The sequence below is a fragment of the Alteromonas lipotrueae genome (assembly GCF_019249255.1).
Taxonomy (GTDB): Bacteria; Pseudomonadota; Gammaproteobacteria; order Enterobacterales; family Alteromonadaceae; genus Alteromonas; species Alteromonas lipotrueae.
On record NZ_JAESDJ010000003.1, the window covers coordinates 321588 to 340606 of the forward strand.

Sequence of the window (19019 nt, forward strand, 5' to 3'; positions counted from 1 at the left end):
ATACCTATTGATATTACCAAACCAAAAAAGATAAATGTCACCTTGATTTAAATGAATTATATTAGTCTTTCAATTGTAAACCACACAAAAATAAAAGCCTCTAAGGAGGCTTTTATTTAACTATCGGTAATAATTTATCAACATCATCTATATTGAAAAAGTTCATTTGTTTATTGCTATGAGAAAAGCAAGCCTCCGTTGATATCTACATTATTACCGGTCATGTAGGAAGCATCATCACTCGTTAAAAATGCCACCAGCTTAGCCACTTCTTCAGATGTGCCTTCTCGTTTGATACAGGTTGCTCCCGCGACATTCGAACGGACAGTGTCTGGGGTGAAGGTGTCGTGAAACCCGGTAGAAATCATACCTGGGCACACTGAATTCACGCGGATATCTGGCCCTAATTCTTTCGCTAACCCTCTTGTAAAGGTCGAGACAGCGCCTTTGGATGTTGCGTATGGAATAGCACCGCCACCACCACCATCTCGTGCTGCTTGCGACGAGAAGGTGACAATTGAACTACCGGCTTTCATGTGAGGGATGACACCTTGCACCGTCAAAAACAAAGACGTTAGGTTAATATCTAACACGTTGCGCCAATGCGCTAAATCCATTTCCAGTATCTTTTTACGCTCTACCAAACCACCTGAGACATGAACTAAGCAATTTATTGCCCCGTAGGTAGACAAAGTGGTTTCGACCGTATTATGAACATCGGCTTTTTGAGTGAGGTCTGCATGAATAGCAATGGCGTTACCACCGGCTGCTACTATTTTTTCAACAGTTTCTTTCGCCCTGTCGGCACTTGCTTGATACGTAATAACGACATTAGCACCACGAGCAGCAAGTTCTACTGCACAGGCAGCACCAATATCTCTGCCACCACCCGCTACAATTGCAACTTTACCTGTCATCGACATGGTCTTATCTCCCGAAGTTCATGTTTCAATTTATGTAGATATTCACGCGAAAGGCTCGTTGATAGTAAACCAGTGAACTGGATGACTCGAATCTGTGGCGAAAACTGCTAGAATGAATATCTGAATCTGGTTTAACCCTCAACCTGTTCAAAGACTAACCAAGCCTACGATAGTCGTCAACCCTCCAGCAAACTACTAGTTACCAATTAAAATTACCAAATAGATCAAGATATTCACGGTTATTAAACATTTAAAAAACACCACCCATTAAGAATAAAAACCATATATATTAATCTTATAGAGCAACATTATCACTTAAAGGTTACTTTTAAGATAAAGAATTGTTTTAACCGAAAGTTCAAAATCAAGTTAAAAAACAAACCAAATTAGCACCTCTCTTTAATTATTGGTTGACAATATGGCATGATACTAATAATGTTTTTGATATGCTGATTGGTTCAAGAAGAAAAATGAACTGTCATCATACTAGTCGATAAGAGACACGAATTAAGTTTGGCATTGGTTAATGGTGAATATTTAATTGGTAAGTGGTCTTTTGGTGGGAAGCATTTATTGCCCCTTTATTTTAGTGGGTACATCTATCAATAGTCACACTGTTCGACACAGAACCCAATTATTTAGCGAGACGTTAATCTCAGCTCAAATTACTTATTAAATTAATTAGAAGCAAGATAGCGCACTCGGCTATGAAGTGAAGTTCACATCACTCTCAGTACAGTCTGCGCCATGATATTTTAGGAGTTATACATGTCAAAACCTGTCATCGGTTTCATCGGTCTAGGCCTTATGGGCGGCAATATGGTCGAAAACTTACAGAAGAAAGGCTACGAGCTTAATGTAATGGACCTTAACAAAGATGCGGTAGCAGCATGTGTTGCAAGAGGTGCCAAGGCAGTTTCTTCGGCTAAAGAGCTAGCTGAAGCATCTGATATCGTTATGCTTTGTTTAACCACTTCAGCCATTGTCGAAAAAGTAATGTATGCAGAAGATGGCATCCTTGCAGGCATGAAAGAAGGTTCTGTATTAGTAGACTTCGGTACTTCTATTCCAGCATCTACTCGCAAGATTGGTGCTGACCTAGCAGAGAAAGGCGTTGGTATGATTGACGCACCGCTTGGTCGTACACCCGCTCACGCTAAAGATGGTTTGCTTAATATTATGGCTGCGGGCGATATCGATACCTTCAACAAGGTTAAGCCTGTATTAGAAGACCAAGGCGAGAACGTTTTCCACCTTGGCGCATTAGGTGCTGGTCATACAACTAAGTTAATTAATAACTTCATGGGTATGACAACGGTATGTGCAATGTCTCAAGCATTTGCTGTTGCTGACTTAGCTGGCGTAGATCGTCAACAACTTTTCGACATTATGTCGACAGGTCCGTCTAGCTCACCATTCATGCAGTTCTGTAAGAACTATGCCGTTGATGATGTAAGTGATCTTGGTTTCTCAATTGCAAATGCGAATAAAGATCTTGGCTATTTCTTACAAATGGTAGAAGACTTGGGAACACAGTCTAAAATTGCAGAAGGTTCGTCTTCTAACTTACAGGCTGCGTTTGAAGCTGGCATGGGTAACGGAAACGTACCAGAGATTTTTGACTACTTTCTAAAGTTAAAAAAGTAGATCCTGTCTGAGCTACTAGGGTGCTTGATACCAACCAATAACTCATGCTGGTTAGTGTTAAGCCCCTCGTTATATTTCAATTTATAAAGCAAATAGCAAAACTACTGTGATTTTTGGGGTTACAAGGCAATAACGAAAGCACACGACTGTCGTTAACGTGCTGTGAAGTTAACCGAACTCTTACTGTGTGAGTAACTGAACTGTTTCATTAACAATAAAAAGTGAGGTAACACCCTATCTGCTTCTTTTCCTATATCACACAATTAAGATCCCTTTCTTCTTGCGTATTTGCTTCGTTTGGTAACAACACACCTCACAAAGACACTCGTTTCAAATTCACATAAGAATCCAAACCCTATTTGTTAAATGGTAGACCGCCATTTAAGAGCTATTTAATTATTAGGAGCAAGTAAAATGCAAAAGCAAAGCGCACTTTTTTTATCCGGCAACGAAACTGAAATAGAAGATATCGGCGGCGGGCTAAAACGCCAAATGCTTGGATACAACGAAGAATTAATGATGGTTAAAGTCTTTTTTGACAAGGGCGCAGAAGGGTACGTGCACGCGCACAGACACTCTCAAGTCACTTACGTTATTGAAGGCGAATTCCACTTCAGCATCAATGGCGAAGTAAAAGTGATGAAGCCAGGTGATAGCTGCCTTATTCCTCCTCATGCAGATCACGGCGCAGTTTGTCCTACTGGTGGTATATTAATTGACACCTTTAGTCCTCCTCGCGAAGACTTTTTAGAGGAATAAAACTGTGAAATTAAATGGCTTACGTTGGTGGGTAATCGCATTAATTGCGCTTGCCACTGTGATTAACTATATCGACCGTCAGGCACTTAGCGTGTTGTGGCCTGATATTGTTGAAGAGTTATTTCCGGATGAATCAGCGTTAGAACGCAAGCAAATTTACGCTAATATTTCTATTGTATTCGTATTTGCTTACGCGTTTGGGCAAGCCATTTTCGGTAAAATTTTTGACTGGGTAGGTACCCGCTTAGGCTTTGTGCTGTCTATCGGCGTATGGTCGTTGGCCACCATTGCCCATGCATTTGCACAGGGCGTACTAACCTTTAGCCTCTTTCGCGCCATATTAGGCATTGCTGAGGCAGGCAACTGGCCAGGTGCTGCGAAAGGAAATGCAGAATGGTTTCCTACTAAAGAACGTGCTCTTGCGCAGGGTCTTTTCAATTCAGGCGCTGCCATTGGTGGCATTATTGCCATCCCCTTAATTGCATTTTTAACCGTTTATTTCAGTTGGCAAATGCTGTTTGTTGTTGTGGGTGCAGTAGGATTACTGTGGTTAATTCCTTGGTTAATTCTGGTGAAAGCACCACCTGGGGCACACCCTTGGATTACTGACGAAGAGCGTGAGTATATCCTTACTGGCCAACGTCAAACTACGATGTCAGCAGACATGGTTGAAACAGATGTAGAAGAATACAACCCTTCTACCGGTGAACTACTTAAGCGTAAACAGAGCTGGGGCGTTATTTTAGCGTCTGCTGCTATTGACCCTATTTGGTGGCTGTTTGTATTTTGGATCCCCATTTACCTAAATGAAGTGTATGCCATGGATGTAAAATCTATTGGTATTTACGGCTGGGTACCTTATGTGGGCGCTATGTTTGGCGCTTGGTTTGGCGGTTTACTTGCCCAAAATAGACTTAAGGCCGGATGGAATACAGATAAAACTAGAAAGCTGACCATAACGCTTGGTTGTTTAATTATGCTTCCATCGCTTTTAGCCATGTCGCAACCGGGTTCTCCTACCATGGCGGTTATTATCATGGCGGTCATCTTGTTTGGTTTTCAAACCGCTATTGGCAATGTACAGACACTACCAAGCGATTTGCTAGGCAAAAAAGCCGTAGGCACCTTGGCTGGTTTTTCAGGCATGGCTGCAAAGTTAGGGGCGGTTGGGTTAACCGCATTGGTCCCTTACCTTACCGCCGATGGTAACTATGCCCCTGCGTTTATTATTGGTGCTTCGCTCGCCATTGTCGCAATGGCTGCGGTATGGTTATTGATTCCTAAAATTGAGCCACTGAAAAAGCTAGACTAAGCTAAGTACTGACGATGGCTACAACATACGTTGTGGCCATTTACCTGCAGGCTTGAATGTCTTTTTGAAGTAATAGCCTCAAATAGCAGCAACCTACACAATACTTTCCGCCCAAACCCTCTACCTAATACAAACCCTCTACCTAATAACGTGCCCGCCTATTTTAGAATAAATAGTGGCTACATAACTTACACCTGGCTTCGTATTTTCCATGCTAATGTAAAGCGGCTTTACACTTTATTGCAGGCAATAGCACTTTATTTACGCTAGGATAGCGCCTCAGAATACCGCCTAAATTTCACCTATTATGCTATCGAGCTTGGCCGACGCTCACCTTGCTTCTTAGTTTACTGACTTACTAGCTACAGCCCGGTAGATTTCTACTTCAGAGGAAAATCTTATGAAAATTTTATCTTTATTCGTTATTGCTACATTATCATTCTCGGCACACGCTTCTGCCAACGACACGCTTAACAAACTTAACGGTATGTTGGGTGATGCCACTATTCCATCTTCACAAACCACAGAAGCGGCTGAGGCTAGCTCGATGGATGTGTCTAGTTTGGTAAGTATGGTGTCAGAAAATTTGGGCGTAAGTGAAACACAATCTGAAGGCGGTTTAGCCTCTATTTTTGATTATGCTAAAGGCAACCTGACGACTTCTGATTATTCAGAACTTGCCAGTGCGATCCCTGGTTTAGATTCTTTATTAGAAAACGTACCTTTAGTTGCAGCAGATTCTACAAATGGCGGCTCAACCATGTCTGGACTACTAAGTAAAGCCTCTGAATACAGCAGCTCTCTAGGCTCTATTAACGAATTAAAGCAACAATTCGATGCACTTGGTTTAGATGCAGATATGATAAGCAGCTTTATCACACAAATTAACACTTACCTGAACAGCAATGAAGAAACACAATCTTTACTTCAGTCTGGCTTAGGTAATTTAGCCTCAATGCTTTAATATTTATTTTTGGCGGCTGTATTAGTGATTGACCTATGCCATCACTTATTCGCCGCCTTTTTCTCTTCTATTTAATACGTCTAGAATAATTATGCCCATAAAAAACTTAACCACCTCATTTAAGCAGCAACCTAAATGGCGGCGTATTGCTACCTACTTTCTGTTGGCATACTTATTCTACGCGTTAATACTGGGCCTTGTTGCGCCTATGGTTCTTGAATCCAAAGCACCAAAAATATTGAGTGAACAGTTAGGCCGAAATGTCAGTATCGAAAGTATTCGTATCAATCCTTTCTTGCTACGCGCCAGGGTGTCTGGATTTTCTATCGAGGAAGCCAGTAACGACGAACCATTTATTGCGTTTACACAGCTTGAAGTTGATGTGGGCTTTTGGCAAACCCTATTCAGCTTTACCCCTACCCTAGAACACTTCTACCTAAATGCGCCTTATGCACACCTTGCGAGGGTATCGGAAGGTGATACCTCACCAGGGTCTAATCAAAATACCACCGTATTTAATTTTTCTGACATTATAGATACGCTCGCTAAAGCTAATGAGGATACAACCGAGCCTGAAGCGCAAGAGCAAAGCGAAATACCTCATATTCGCCTGGGAGAATTTCGCCTGAGCAATGGTCATATTTCAGTAGCCGATAATGTCACCGACACACAACTTGATTACCCAGAACTGTCGTTCACATTGACCAATCTTGATACCTTCGCCAGCTCTTTGAATGTAGATGCAGTCAATAGTCCGGCTCATGCAGATGATACTAGTGCGAATAGCACTGTGGATAACAACCAAGACAAATCCGCTAATCATTATGCGTTTACCTTAGCGACCACCGAAGGCGGCCACGTTCAATTCAATGGGCAATTTCAGCTATCCCCCATAGATATAGCGGGTAGTTTTAAAGCTAGCCAAATTGCATTAGCTCCACTTTGGCCGTTATCTGATGACGTGATTAATGCAAAAATAACAGACGGCGTCCTAAGCTTTTCCTTAAATTATCATCTATCAGCAGACAATAACGACTTTCGCTTTCAGGCAAATAATGCCGACCTATCTTTATCTCAATTCGTTATCTCAGACAAAGAAAGCCCTAGAATTAAGCTTACTGAATTACGTGTTAGTGACATAAAGCTAGATACCAAAACCCAGCAGGTTGATGTTACCAATGTTAGCTTAGAGCAACCTTGGGTAAGTGCTCAAATCGACAAGTCGGGCGTAGATTTAGTATCAATGTTTACCCCAAAAGGGCGTGATGAAAATGCCCCGCCAGCGGCTACGAGCACACCGTCAACAACAGTGGCAGCAGCTACAAAAAACTCACCTGCGACGCCACCATCAACCGCAACAGCGCCAACTTCATCAGGTTTTAGCGCTAGCTCAGCTTCTGTGAATTCCGCACAAAGTAACAAAGCGGCGTGGCGGGTAGTACTGCAAACGTTCGCGCTAAACGGTGGCGACGTACTCATACAAGAAGGTATGGTTTCTGACGGGGTTAACTGGCGAGTATTTCCGCTAAATTTAACCACGGGCGTGATAGATTCTACCCTTACAACCCCAATCGATTACACTATTGATATGAAGCTCGGTGGCAGCCTAGCGCAGTCTTCCACTTCAAGCCTATCAGCCACGCCATCGATAGCCCCACCCGCTTCATCAATAAGCAGTAAAGGCGCTATTTTGGCAAATGTTCAAGCCGTGTCGGGTACTATTGATATCCGCCAGTTCGGCCTTTCCCAACTTCAGCCTTATGTGGGGCAGTATTTAAATCTTGCTCTTGAAGATGGCAGTGCAGATCTTTCAGGTAGTTTTGAAGCCAACAGTGACAGTAAAGTAATATTTGATGGGCAGGCGAGCATAGCGCCACTTACGGTTATCGATGACTTAAAGCAAGAGCCTTTGCTGCAATGGGCCGACTTTCAAGTCAAAGGTATTAAGTATAATTCTACTGACAGCACCCTTTCTTTAGAAAAAATCACGCTGGACAAACCCTACGCTAAGCTTCTGATTGCAGAAGATAAAAAAACTAATTTCAGCAATATTCTCATTGACCAAACCGCTTCAACATCTCCTCCTACTTCCACACCAGTAGTGGGTTCTGATACCCAATCTGAATCAAATCAGGAAGCAAACCCCACCGCTGGAGAAGAAGCGTCTGCGCTTGTTATCCGCATTGATGAAATAGTCTTTAATGATGGCAGCGCCTACTTTGCTGATAACTCTTTACGCCCCCGTTTTGCATCCGGTATTGAACGCTTAAACGGCAGTATTACCAAGCTTTCATCAAATGCCGACACCGCCGCCAATGTTGACGTAAAGGGCAAAATAGATGGCTATGCGCCAGTCGCTTTGTACGGCGCGATTAACCCATTAATAGATGATATCTTTTTAGACCTCACCTTTACCGTAGAGGGTGCTGAACTAACGTCTGTAAACCCTTATTCAGGTACTTATATGGGGCACTTTATTGATAAAGGTTTATTGTCCCTCGATATACAGTATTTATTGGAGGATAACCAATTAGCGGGCAATAACCATGTAGTCATCGACCAACTTACCTTAGGTAGGAAAACAGACTCTGACCAAGCGCTTAGCTTACCGCTTGGGCTGGCCATAGCTTTATTAGAAGACTCAAACGGTGTTATCGATCTAGGTCTTGAAGTGTCTGGTGATTTAGATAGCCCAACCTTTGGGTTTGGCTCTATCATATTAAAAGCAATTGGGAACTTGATCACGAAAGCGGTGACTGCACCATTTTCGTTGTTAGCGAACTTAGTCGGCAGCGACGACGATGAGCTTAACGAGATTGACTTCACGCATGGCGCATCACAGTTAACTGATGTTGCATCAAGTAAACTCTCTACCCTCGCAGATGCGCTATCAAAACGCCCAGGGCTTCGCGTGAATATTGAAGGCTCTGTAGATGAAGTACCTGACGCTTATGAACTAGCAGAACAGAAACTGCAACAACAGCTGTTGGCTCTTTCTGGCCAAGAGGCGCTCCCAGAAAGCTTGTCGCCAAGTACCATGCCGATAAGCGGCCCTCTCGCTGACGCATTAAGTGAGTTATTCGTTAGCAGCACCGGCAAAACAGTAGAAGAAGAACGCGTAGTGGTAATAGCTAAATTGCAGCAAAACGATACCGGTGACAATAAAGGTAAAGATACTGCAAATAGCGAAACAACACCTGTTCAAGTAGCACCTGATGCCGCACAAGTTGAACAAGCGCTGTATATCGCCATGTACAACCAAGTAAGAAGTGCCATTGACATACCGAAGCGGGAACTTGCCCAATTAGCTGATGCGCGCGCCAAAACGGTGAAGAACTTCTTGGCAAATGACCTTGCGGTTGACGCGAATCGTTTGTTTTTGCTGAATAGTCGACAACACTTACAGCTTAAAAAGAGCGGCGTAGCATTAACGCTTGAAGCTAACTAGTTCTTCAGCTAGCTCATTCATATTTCTCAATACTACTTGTTACATATTAGTTATTGCATGCTAGCCGCTTTATTAAGACGCGGCTAATACTGCAATAAGCAGCATTGATAGCATTTCTGAAGGCTCTTCTGAATAATGCCCATTGTCTTCGCCACCTTTATTTGCCACAGCCTTGAAGAACGGGATGCTATGCGGTTTGGTGAGTGCGATAACGTTATACGACGCATCCCCACGGCGGGTTGCGTTACCTGTGTACATAGCCATTACACTACGTAATTTATTGCTCGATATAAAACTGCCTATGCTATTTAAGATTTCAGTTTCATAGTTTTTACTCACCTGAACGCCTCTTCCTGCATTAATTAGTCTGTTTGCTTGAACCTCCGATATGGCATAAATATCAAAGCTTTGAGGGCCAATCATTTCATAAGGCCCCACATCACCGATAAGTACGTAAGCTTTTCGTACTTTATTATTTGGTGGTGTGAACATCGCCATGGCATTCGATACCGCTTCTGGCACATCGGTCTCTCCAGGCAAGAGCTCAAGGGCGTCTATCCGCTGAATAAAACCCTCTCTTGACGCTTTCGTGATAACAACACTTGGGACAGTGATAAATTTTCCATCTCCACCATAGGCCACCACACCAATCTTAAATTCACGGGTAACTTTGGGCACTTCAATGGTGAGCCGCTTAATCGCGTCTTTCAAGCGCTGCAAAGGCACCGCCATTGAACCACTAATATCAATGGTGATAATCAGTTCGATGGGGTATTTATTAATACCCTCGGCAAGCTCTTTGTTCGCCTCATCTAAACTTTTCTGAGTAGACTCTAACGCTTTTTCTGTCTGTGCTGTTTTTTCTTTTGCAGCATCGAGTTCTTTTTTAATCTCGCTTATAGACTCAGGTGAAGACCCAGTATTGGGGAAAAAAGGCAGTGCAATAATGGCTAAAAACATGAATGCCCCCATTGCCGAGGCAAACAGATCAAGTGCAGACATACTAAATACGTTGACTTCCCTGTTACGTAATTTCATAAAGCCTCGACATTAATGGAGCGCTAAAAATCGTTTGCCAACACATTAAAGGTAATCATTCTGCTAGCGCCAACAGCACGGTCCCTACAAAAGAGCCGCCACCGGTGACAAACTTACCGCCCCCTGTCTCTGCTAATTGTTTTAAATAGGCACGTCCGAGGGCATTCTGAGTTGGCACGAAAACCGTTGAAACTTGGCTTTTCTCACCACTTTGATTAAACCGACTCGCCTGCCCTAGTACTTGTGAAGAAACGCTAGCGTAGGCACCGTTATCGCTAATAAAAATAATAGTTTTAGATTTTGAAGAAGCGCGCCACTTCAATGCTAATGCTTTGTTCATTGCAAGATTTATCGCTTCTTCGCCATCTTGGTTACAGTTATGACTGCCAGCACTCATGGTATTCACGAAGCGCTGTAACTGATTAACTGAACTCGTATTTAGCTTAATGATATCGTGACTTTTTATTGCCCCTCTTGGCTCACATCTGTCTTTAAAATCAATGACGCCAAGTGCCGCATCAGGGGATAACTTCATCAGCAAGTTGGCAATATCAACAATTTCAGCCCTCAGCCCCTTAACTTGTTTATCCATGCTAGCGGTTGTATCAAGCGCAATAACCATATCCATGGTAGGAAACGATATCTTGGATGTGCTTTGCTCTTCGTCTAGTTTCTTTTGAACATCATCCCTTTGCTTTGCTATCTCCGCTTTCTGTTTTTGTTCTTCGGCAATTTGCGCTTCCGCTTTTTTAAGCTCGCTTTTAATGTCAGCCACTCGCTCAGCTGAATCTCCCGTGTTAGGAAAAAACGGCAGTGCGATGATGGCCAAAAACATAAAAGCGCCCATGGCAGACGCAAATAAGTCTAATGCCGACATACTAAATACGTTTACTTCCCTGCTGCGCACTTTCATTTGGTTTCACCTGTTCTTTCACCTAAGACGGTAAAAAATGGACAGAAAAAGTCACCGTTCCTATTCGAAGGGTATCGCCATTTTCTAGTTCGGCCTTCGTGTTTGGCGCTAAGTCTTTATCATTTATTGCGGTCCCATTTACACTGCCTAAATCGTCAATCATGACCTTATTGTCTATCAAGGTAACGTTTAAATGCTCTCGTGAAACACCCGGCACATTAATAACGTAGTTTGCTTTTTGTGCCGAACGACCTATCAATATGCCGCCTTCGGTTCTGGCTAAAGTAGACCCAATAACTTTAATACGATGCTCACCACCCGCTTCATCTTTGCCATCGAGAATAATATCGTCGAAGGTTGCTGACGCCATGCTGAGCGCTTCTTGCGCAGAGGCCACTTTGGCTTTCTCTGCCGAAAGTTGCTGCTTGTTTTCCGAGGCCTCCTGTTCTACTTCAAGCAGTTTTTTTCTGCGGCGGCTTAATACAATAAGCACCACAATCAGTACCAGAATGATTGGAATTGCATAGTAAATAAGTTTCTGTTGTTCACTTTTCTTTTCTTCTTCGAATTCCTGCTCTTTTTGTTTACTCTTCGCTTCGGTTTCTTTTACTTTTTCTTCTTGTTCTTTAATGGCTTTTTCAGCATCTTCGAGCTTTTTCTGTTGCTCAATGGTTTGTTGTCTAGCTTCTTCCAATGCTTCTTCGGCCTTTTGACGTTCCGCATCTTGTCGTGTCGTATCAGCTTTAGCTTCTTCTAGCGCTTTTTTCTTTGCTTCCGCTTCTTTCTTTAACTTTTCAAGCTCTTCTTCCACTGCCTTTCGTTCGGCTTCTTGCTTCTCAAGTGTTGCTTGCTGCTTTTTCTTTTCTTCTTCTAACGCAGCCAGTTGGTCAGCTTCAGACAAACAACTATTTTCTGATTCTGTGAAATCTATATTTTGCTTAGTAAGAAACACTTTTAGGTTAGTTAAGCTGGTTGCGGCTGAAAATGAGGAAGACAGTTTAAGTCGCTTGTCGAATACCCCTTTGGTATCGCTAACACTAACGCCTAGTAGCTCTTGGCAATTGTTCACTAGCGGTGCACCAAACTCTCCTTCTGTAAATAATGCCGTATGCTGCCACCGCTGTTCAGGGTGGCTTTTATCTATAGGAAGTATGGAGTGAAGAGTGCCGGCCGTAGAGAGGCCATTTAGCTTCACCAAATAGATTTTGCTACCAATGACAGTATTCTCTTTCGCCACCACCGCAGGGGTACCTGTTAACCCGTTAACATGCAGAATGGCTAAGTCTAAGTTTTCGTCTTTTGCTGATAAGTCAGCAATCAACTTTGCCTTGCTGATAGGGTCAGTGACGACAAACTGATTGCCCTGCGCTAGCAGTTTTTGGTTGATAATAATGGTTTCGTTTGCAACCAGCGTAGCAATGCCTGTTTGCTCAATTTTTCCATTATCAAGCACCTCTATAGCGACCGTAGTAGAAGCATAGGATGGCAAAGTAAATAGTACCCAAAGTGTAATAAACATCCCTACTCTATACACAAGTGTATTCCTCAAATTATCTGTTAGTTAATGGGTAGATGGCTCTTCTAATGTTTCACCCGCTTCCGGCTGCACTGTAGCGGGCTCATTTACCACAGGTTCTTTTACCTGCATGACAACAAGCGTCGCGTTATCTTGCTTAGGTCGTTCTTGTGCTTTAACCGCGTTTAACAGTGCCATTACTAGTTCGGCACTATCATTTGAAGACTGTTGGCATACCCCAATAATTGTTTCATCACTACAACTTTCCACCCCGTCGCTAGCCAAAATAAGCAAATCATGTGGCATGAGTTCTCTGGAATGGTCCGGCGCATCAACCCGTTCAATATTTTCGCCCATTACGGCTTCGAGTAATTGAGAACGAACCGGTGATGTCCTTGCTTCCTCGCTTGATATTTCGCCCAGCTCTACTTTTCTGGCCAACACTTCCGACATAGAATGGTTTTCGTTAAGTCGCACCAACGTTTTGTTACGCAGTAACCACATTGGGCTGTCTCCTACACTTAACCACTGTAGATGTAAGCCATCAAAAACTGCCGCAATTAACGTGGTTCCCATACCTGATAACTCAGGGTTTTCTTTTACCTGATGATAAATAGCAAGGTTGGCCGCATCTAACGCGTTAATTAAACGCTGCTTAATATCCTGTTCATCGCTTTCAATAAATTGCTGTTTGAATGTATCGATAACCAAGCTACTGGCGATATCTCCCCCAACATGCCCCCCCATCCCATCAGCTAACAGCAACAACCGGAAACCGTTAGGCCAAGTTACTACTGAGGCACTGTCTTGTTGGCTTTTTCGAGCACCAATTATTTGAGACCACGCCACCTGAACCGAATACATGATTAATCCTCTTCCATACTTTCCCAAGTGAAGTTTTCGCCACACAAAGGCACAAACCTCAGTGTGGTTTCACCAATAGAAATATGACTAAAAGCAGGTAATATCATGGGCTGCAGTACGGGCGCAGGCTGGTTATCTAAATAGGTCATATTGGTACCTGAGCCCGGCTGAATATAGAACTGGTTACCTCGAGGATCGTAAGAAATGGTGGCATGATTAGCCCTTGATACTTGCCCATCACCAAAATCAACACTGACTCTTTCAGATGCACTTCGCCCAATACTATTTTGGCCAAAGCCCAATTTTAAAAAGTGCCCTTTACCCGGCCCTTTTACCACCACTAGCCAACCAGAGATGGGGTCTTGCATAGGATCAGGCATAGAATGTGGTGACTGCACGGCGGTTTCAGTCGTACTGACTGGCGGCGCACTAGGTCTTCTGTTTCCCCCTACCACAGTGGGTAGTGCATCAATGTCATCGTGATTAGATATACTAGAGTTTTCGCGAATATCAACGGTCTCAGCAGGTGTTGTCGTATGCTGACGGTTGGCTGGAGTTGTTGAAGGTTCATCAAATATTAAACCAGACGTTGCAGGCCTTGAAGGCCTAGTACTTGAGGGCATAGTATTGGTGGGAGAAGGTGTGGTAACCGTTGGCCCATCATTAGCGGTATTGCTACCCATACCACTTGCCCGAGTTTCAGGTTCGGTTGGAGCTATACCTTTAGGAGCTCTGCCTTCATGAGCTATGACTGACGGCATATCAACTGGAACGCCATCTGGGCCTCGTTTAATCGCCATGGTGCACCTCTATTTGTTTTCGTAAAGTCTATTAATTAAATTGTCCATACAATATTGACCCGCACTATTAAGTGCCATTTCTTCCCTAGCCTGCACAATATGTAGTAAGAAAACCAAAACGGCAGACATAATCAAGGCCACTAACGTGGTGTTAAACGCTAAGCCTAAATCTGTGGTTAACAACCCTAACCATTCACGAATCGCGTCTGTGTCTGATACATCGGGCATGTCTGCCGCCGACGATAACGCTAATGCAATTCCCACCACCGTACCGATAAACCCAAGCGTAGGTATTAACCATACAAGGTATCGCAACATATTAAATTTGAGCTCTATTTCATGCTGCATTAACTCAAGGCTGGAATTCATTAAAGAGTTGGCTTGGTCCGCTGAATTGCTGCCTTGGAATTGAAGGATCACCCGTTTGGTGAGCCTTTGTACAAAGAAATGCTGAGCAACTTTTCGCTCGCATATACCGGTATAAATAGGTACTAGATCTTTCGCCCTCAGCATAACGTCATCTTCTTCAGGCAAAATATAAAGCTTAAGCTGCTCTAACTCTTTGGCTGAACGATTGTGCCTAACCCACATTTCGCCTAGCCCGATAAAGAACATGAGCCACATTAGGTTTTGCAAGGTAGCGGGAAACATACCACTGCTGCGATCGAACAATACGTCGCCCACATTTATTTGACCGGTTTTGGCTTCGCTGACAGGAAGTATTAATGCAAATACGCCAACCACAAATATGGTGATAAATATGGCGACTAAAGCCACAATAACCCGATATTTCTGCTCGTCTGATTCCAATAAATTCATAACGTTTACCAATCCATGTTTCATGTTAGCTATTTACGAGGACGATTCAATTTCACCCGTAGCAGTGTTGCGAATAGGCTTAAATGACATAGGCTCAACATCTTCATTCACTTCTTTTTGCTTTAAAAAGCCAGCCACTGCGGGCGAATTTATAATGCTACTGAGCTTAATTTTTTTCGTTCCCAACACGAGGGAATCGGCTCCGTCTATGTAGCCTTGCTTAAGTGGGCTCCACTCTCCATTCTTTTTACAAAAAGTGCCGTGAGTCGACCTACGATCTGCGCAAAAGTAGCGCCCGTCATTGGTGACAGTTATTTCCATGTGAATGCGAGAAATACTCGGGTCTGCAATACAGATATCAGCTTGGCTCGACCTACCTACCGTGTAAGTTGCAAACGCCATATCACTCTTCCAATGAATATCGGGTTCGCATGGCAACAATGTCTTTGATACCGGTAGAAACAATGCCTACTTGACTTTCAACACTACCAACTTGCGAATCTAACTGCTTTAGGTCTTCAACCAGTTCATCCTTACTCCCCTCTTTCTCCTGCAGTTGTGCATTCTTTTGCTTAATGAGTAGTGCACTGTCTTTATTCTTCTGATTCAATGCTAAGGTTTGCTTTTCAACTTCCTCAATTTCCAACTTTAAATCGGTGAGTTGTTGCTCGGTAAGTTCGTAGCTAGACAGCTCTTTTTTGACCAAGTAAAGCTGGCTCATATAGTAATCAATTTCTTCATCGATTCCCTTCACTCGGCTATTTAGCCCATCGAGCTTCTCTTGCATACTCGCAATAGTTTTTTCATCTAAGCCACTTACACTCGCCCAGATGCGATCACTAGTACTTTGTTCTCTGGGATCTGCCGAAACCGCACAACCCACTACGACTATGCTAAGTAGCACTACACCTAATTTATATAACTTGTTCATATCGTGGCTCCTTAACCTGCAATTAAGCTGTTAAGTGCAGTATTTTGCTCATCCAATTGTGAAGATTGAGTTTGGATGGCAGCCAGTTGCATGGAAAGTTGATCTCGCTTGGCAAGTAACTCCTCATGGGCCTCTTGTGTCTTGGCTTTATCTTCGGTTAGTGACGCAATTTCTTCTTCACTGTCTTCAAGTGCACTGTTCAAATATGAAAGCGTATCGGTATAGCGGTCTTCGAGTAGTTGATTCTCAGCCCGTAAAGCTTCCCCTTCCGCAAGCAATGCTGTCGCCTCAGCAATTTCTGCTTCAGTGAGTGATGCTTTGCTTTTAAGTAAATCAATTCTTTCTTCCATCGTTGAAATGTTTTGCTTAGTTTTTGCTAACTCTTCTTCTCGGGTTTGAATCGCATTTTCAGACGCTTCAATTTCTGACTCTAGAAACTCATAGTTACTGGCATAATTCATACGTCTAACTGCAATCGCTTCACCTATATATTTCCCTAACTGATCTCCGGCAATACCGCCAATGCCAGCACAACCAGCCATAAGCAATTTATTTCCGCCAAATTTCTTATAACACGCATAGCCGCCCACAATCGCACCGATGATTTGGCCCACCGTTCGTGAAGTACTAATATCCTTCTTACCCAACTCTTCAACGGGCGAACTTACGTCAAACGAGCTGAAGTCCATGCCGCCTTCGCTACTGTTACTTTGATTACTCTCTGGTGTTAAAGCCCCCATCAAGCTTTCTGCTGTATTTGCACACCCTGTCATGAGTAAACATGCAATGGTCACTGGCACTACTTTGTTTAACGTATTCATTTTTAAATCCCTATTAAATTGACAGACGTCTTTCAAGTTCGTAATTCTAGGTTGGCTTTAACTGCAAGCTTTAGGAGTAACGGTTATTCGTTTTTCTAATAACTCAACGACTTCGCTCTTTTCATTTAATTTAGAAGCTTCTTGAACAAGTAACTTTAATGAGGCTAGGTATTCTGCTTTATCGTACTTCCCTTTTTGTTTACTCGACTTTATGACTTCATCGAAGACATTATTGATATGTTTTGAGCTTGATTGATGACGAGATACTAAATCGAAGGCTCGCTCTCTGGCTTTCGCTAAATTCTTTTCAATATTTAGCGTTCGGTTTTCAATGCCAGAACGAAGTAGCTCCATATTTCTCGTCCCAGCATCATCCATATCATCGATTTCTTCCATTGCACATAGCATGCGGTTTTCAATAGTATTGCTGTCGTTATCCATCTCCGCTTTAGTGACCAGAGAGTAAATAATATCGATTTCTTCGTTTACTAAAATCTGACTGGAAGCAGTGCTACTTTTGGTCGACTGCAAGCCATAAAAGCCGCCTAGCAGAACGACAACCGCCGCACAAAGCGCGCCTACCCACATTTTGAAGTTGTTTTTAGTTTGTGGAGTTGTCGGTTGATGTTGATTCGCGTTCGCCCCAGCATTATTGGGAATAGAGCCCGCGCTGTACCCCGTGTTACCGCTAACAGATATAGGTTGAGGCGCAGAAACCCCTGTCGTATTTGGCCCCGAGGCGCTATGTGACTTGAGTGAACCAGGATTGGAATGGGTAGCCTGTGGATGAGCAACATGCGATGGATAGCTTGGTGGAAACTGAGATGCTGAGGCCGATGAATCTAACCGAGTAGTTTGTTGTTCGTCTAGCCCAACCTGTGGTGTTACGGGTACACCTTGTAACGCAGCTATAAGTTCATTTGCAGTTTGAAAACGTTCACTAGTGCGAATTGATAGCGCTTTTTTAATTGTATTAATAAAATTTTCAGAAAACTGCCCTTTAACTTCATCCAGTCGGGTTAGGGCAGGATCCGCTTGTCCTTGCAATACTCTGGCGGTACGGTCTTCAACCCGAGGAGGGTTGGCATTAAGAACAATTCGCCACATCATCGCGCCAACTGCGTGAATATCTGTCCAAGGGCCTAGTTCGCCCTCTGAACCTACCTGCTCTAGCGGAGCATAACCGTAAGTTTGCATTTGATTTTCAGACTTCTGCGTGTGGCCAAAGTTTTGTTTTGCAGCTCCAAAGTCAATCAACAATGGGCGCTCGTCACTTGAGCGAACAAAGATATTAGCGGGCTTAATATCTCTATGTAATACACCTTGGTCGTGTATATACTGCAAGCCTTCTAGCACAGGTATCATTAGTTTTATTATTTGCGCTTCAGTGAGTGGACATTCCTGTGCTGTGTGAGCTTTAAGGATCTGAGCGAGTTCTTTTCCTCGCTCTAAATTCATTACTAGATACGCCGTTCCATTGTATTTGAAGAAGTCTTTGCAGCGAATAATATTGGGGTGGTCATCAAACTGGACGAGCTGCTTTGCTTCATCGAGAAATTTTTGGATACCGGTTTCAAATTCTAGTTCGTCTGACTGGCTTAATGGATAAACGGTCTGACCATCACGAGTAGCACAGTGCTGCGGCATAAATTCTTTAATGGCCACCAAGGAATCAAGATGCGTGTGGCGCGCTTGATAGACAATACCAAACCCACCAACCCCAAGGACTGACTCTATTTGATACTGTTGAAGTTGCGTACCAGCTGGTAACGCGAGCTTGTGCACCTGACTGCTCATTCTTCCCTCTGCAGTGGTAAATACTTACCTGTATATTTGCATTGTGTGTTGCACTTTATACTACCCTTAGTGTGCAACTTTCTTTCTAATTAATGGCGCAGTTGTCAACATCATTTGAGTCACTAAAAAACACCAGCTGATCAAAATTTAAACAACAATAAAAGATATACACCAAAGAAAATAACGAATCAATCTTTTAAACGAGCACAATATGTTTATTTTTTGATCGGTAGCATTTGTATGAAAAACGATCAATACTACAAAACGCTAGTGAAAAGTATTTGGCCTTTTCGTTGTTCTACGCACTTACAAAAATAATGAATTGCGATTTCAACGGCACCAAGGACAGGTACAAATATGATACTTTCAGCTCCCTCTTTTTTGTCTTTCCGCCTTTTCTCTTTAGCGAAACAAAGGCGATTTACCCAGTTATCAAGCCTTCTCTTGCTTCCTTTTAAAAAGATAAA

The 19019-nt window shown here is 43.1% G+C and carries 16 protein-coding genes; 5 read left to right on the forward strand and 11 right to left on the reverse strand.

Features of this window, described 5'->3' with window-relative positions:
* Positions 1 to 176 precede the first annotated feature (176 nt).
* Positions 177 to 923, reverse strand: a complete 747-nt coding sequence (locus KYS23_RS06675) for an SDR family NAD(P)-dependent oxidoreductase (RefSeq protein WP_218418260.1) — start codon at positions 921 to 923, stop codon at positions 177 to 179.
* A 768-nt stretch (positions 924 to 1691) separates the two neighbouring features.
* Between KYS23_RS06675 and KYS23_RS06680 the strand changes: the two genes are divergently transcribed.
* The 5 genes from KYS23_RS06680 to KYS23_RS06700 all read left to right on the forward strand — a co-directional run bounded on the left by KYS23_RS06680 (position 1692) and on the right by KYS23_RS06700 (position 9053).
* Positions 1692 to 2570, forward strand: a complete 879-nt coding sequence (locus KYS23_RS06680; protein ID WP_159533141.1) for an NAD(P)-dependent oxidoreductase — start codon at positions 1692 to 1694, stop codon at positions 2568 to 2570.
* A 414-nt stretch (positions 2571 to 2984) separates the two neighbouring features.
* A complete protein-coding gene (locus tag KYS23_RS06685; RefSeq protein ID WP_057789516.1) occupies positions 2985 to 3329 on the forward strand; it encodes a cupin domain-containing protein in 345 nt (114 codons plus the stop codon).
* A 4-nt stretch (positions 3330 to 3333) separates the two neighbouring features.
* Complete coding sequence (locus KYS23_RS06690; protein WP_159533143.1) at positions 3334 to 4641, forward strand: MFS transporter; 1308 nt, start codon at positions 3334 to 3336, stop codon at positions 4639 to 4641.
* A gap of 400 nt (positions 4642 to 5041) precedes the next feature.
* Positions 5042 to 5605, forward strand: coding sequence for a DUF2780 domain-containing protein (locus KYS23_RS06695; protein ID WP_218418261.1), 564 nt, complete (start codon positions 5042 to 5044; stop codon positions 5603 to 5605).
* 91 nt (positions 5606 to 5696) lie between these two features.
* Complete coding sequence (locus KYS23_RS06700; protein ID WP_218418262.1) at positions 5697 to 9053, forward strand: DUF748 domain-containing protein; 3357 nt, start codon at positions 5697 to 5699, stop codon at positions 9051 to 9053.
* Positions 9054 to 9125: 72 nt separating this feature from the next.
* Here the strand turns inward: KYS23_RS06700 and KYS23_RS06705 are convergent, their stop codons facing one another.
* From KYS23_RS06705 to KYS23_RS06750, 10 genes are all read right to left on the reverse strand, one after another.
* Complete coding sequence (locus KYS23_RS06705; protein WP_218418263.1) at positions 9126 to 10055, reverse strand: vWA domain-containing protein; 930 nt, start codon at positions 10053 to 10055, stop codon at positions 9126 to 9128.
* A 91-nt stretch (positions 10056 to 10146) separates the two neighbouring features.
* On the reverse strand, positions 10147 to 11004 hold the full coding sequence (locus KYS23_RS06710; protein WP_159533151.1) for a vWA domain-containing protein: 858 nt from the start codon (positions 11002 to 11004) through the stop codon (positions 10147 to 10149).
* Between the two features lie 22 nt (positions 11005 to 11026).
* Positions 11027 to 12523, reverse strand: a complete 1497-nt coding sequence (locus tag KYS23_RS06715; protein ID WP_218418264.1) for an FHA domain-containing protein — start codon at positions 12521 to 12523, stop codon at positions 11027 to 11029.
* A 42-nt stretch (positions 12524 to 12565) separates the two neighbouring features.
* Positions 12566 to 13384, reverse strand: a complete 819-nt coding sequence (locus KYS23_RS06720; RefSeq protein WP_218397782.1) for a PP2C family protein-serine/threonine phosphatase — start codon at positions 13382 to 13384, stop codon at positions 12566 to 12568.
* Positions 13385 to 13386: 2 nt separating this feature from the next.
* Positions 13387 to 14184, reverse strand: a complete 798-nt coding sequence (locus KYS23_RS06725; RefSeq protein WP_201299279.1) for an FHA domain-containing protein — start codon at positions 14182 to 14184, stop codon at positions 13387 to 13389.
* Between the two features lie 9 nt (positions 14185 to 14193).
* Entirely contained in the window at positions 14194 to 15003 is an 810-nt protein-coding gene (locus KYS23_RS06730; protein ID WP_126872601.1) for a MotA/TolQ/ExbB proton channel family protein, read from the reverse strand.
* Between the two features lie 33 nt (positions 15004 to 15036).
* Positions 15037 to 15405, reverse strand: coding sequence for an FHA domain-containing protein (locus KYS23_RS06735; RefSeq protein ID WP_159533157.1), 369 nt, complete (start codon positions 15403 to 15405; stop codon positions 15037 to 15039).
* A gap of 1 nt (position 15406) precedes the next feature.
* A complete protein-coding gene (locus KYS23_RS06740) occupies positions 15407 to 15934 on the reverse strand; it encodes a hypothetical protein (protein ID WP_218397783.1) in 528 nt (175 codons plus the stop codon).
* 11 nt (positions 15935 to 15945) lie between these two features.
* Complete coding sequence (locus KYS23_RS06745) at positions 15946 to 16755, reverse strand: hypothetical protein (RefSeq protein WP_159533161.1); 810 nt, start codon at positions 16753 to 16755, stop codon at positions 15946 to 15948.
* A gap of 57 nt (positions 16756 to 16812) precedes the next feature.
* Entirely contained in the window at positions 16813 to 18552 is a 1740-nt protein-coding gene (locus KYS23_RS06750) for a serine/threonine protein kinase (protein WP_159533163.1), read from the reverse strand.
* Positions 18553 to 19019: the final 467 nt, after the last annotated feature.

Coding starts and splice junctions, on each gene's coding strand:
- KYS23_RS06675 (WP_218418260.1), bottom strand. CDS start 923: ATGTCGATGACAGGTAAAGTTGCAATTGTAGCGGGTGGTGGCAGAGAT.
- KYS23_RS06680 (WP_159533141.1), top strand. CDS start 1,692: ATGTCAAAACCTGTCATCGGTTTCATCGGTCTAGGCCTTATGGGCGGC.
- KYS23_RS06685 (WP_057789516.1), top strand. CDS start 2,985: ATGCAAAAGCAAAGCGCACTTTTTTTATCCGGCAACGAAACTGAAATA.
- KYS23_RS06695 (WP_218418261.1), top strand. CDS start 5,042: ATGAAAATTTTATCTTTATTCGTTATTGCTACATTATCATTCTCGGCA.
- KYS23_RS06700 (WP_218418262.1), top strand. CDS start 5,697: ATGCCCATAAAAAACTTAACCACCTCATTTAAGCAGCAACCTAAATGG.
- KYS23_RS06705 (WP_218418263.1), bottom strand. CDS start 10,055: ATGTCTGCACTTGATCTGTTTGCCTCGGCAATGGGGGCATTCATGTTT.
- KYS23_RS06710 (WP_159533151.1), bottom strand. CDS start 11,004: ATGAAAGTGCGCAGCAGGGAAGTAAACGTATTTAGTATGTCGGCATTA.
- KYS23_RS06715 (WP_218418264.1), bottom strand. CDS start 12,523: ATGTTTATTACACTTTGGGTACTATTTACTTTGCCATCCTATGCTTCT.
- KYS23_RS06720 (WP_218397782.1), bottom strand. CDS start 13,384: ATGTATTCGGTTCAGGTGGCGTGGTCTCAAATAATTGGTGCTCGAAAA.
- KYS23_RS06725 (WP_201299279.1), bottom strand. CDS start 14,184: ATGGCGATTAAACGAGGCCCAGATGGCGTTCCAGTTGATATGCCGTCA.
- KYS23_RS06730 (WP_126872601.1), bottom strand. CDS start 15,003: ATGAATTTATTGGAATCAGACGAGCAGAAATATCGGGTTATTGTGGCT.
- KYS23_RS06735 (WP_159533157.1), bottom strand. CDS start 15,405: ATGGCGTTTGCAACTTACACGGTAGGTAGGTCGAGCCAAGCTGATATC.
- KYS23_RS06740 (WP_218397783.1), bottom strand. CDS start 15,934: ATGAACAAGTTATATAAATTAGGTGTAGTGCTACTTAGCATAGTCGTA.
- KYS23_RS06745 (WP_159533161.1), bottom strand. CDS start 16,755: ATGAATACGTTAAACAAAGTAGTGCCAGTGACCATTGCATGTTTACTC.
- KYS23_RS06750 (WP_159533163.1), bottom strand. CDS start 18,552: ATGAGCAGTCAGGTGCACAAGCTCGCGTTACCAGCTGGTACGCAACTT.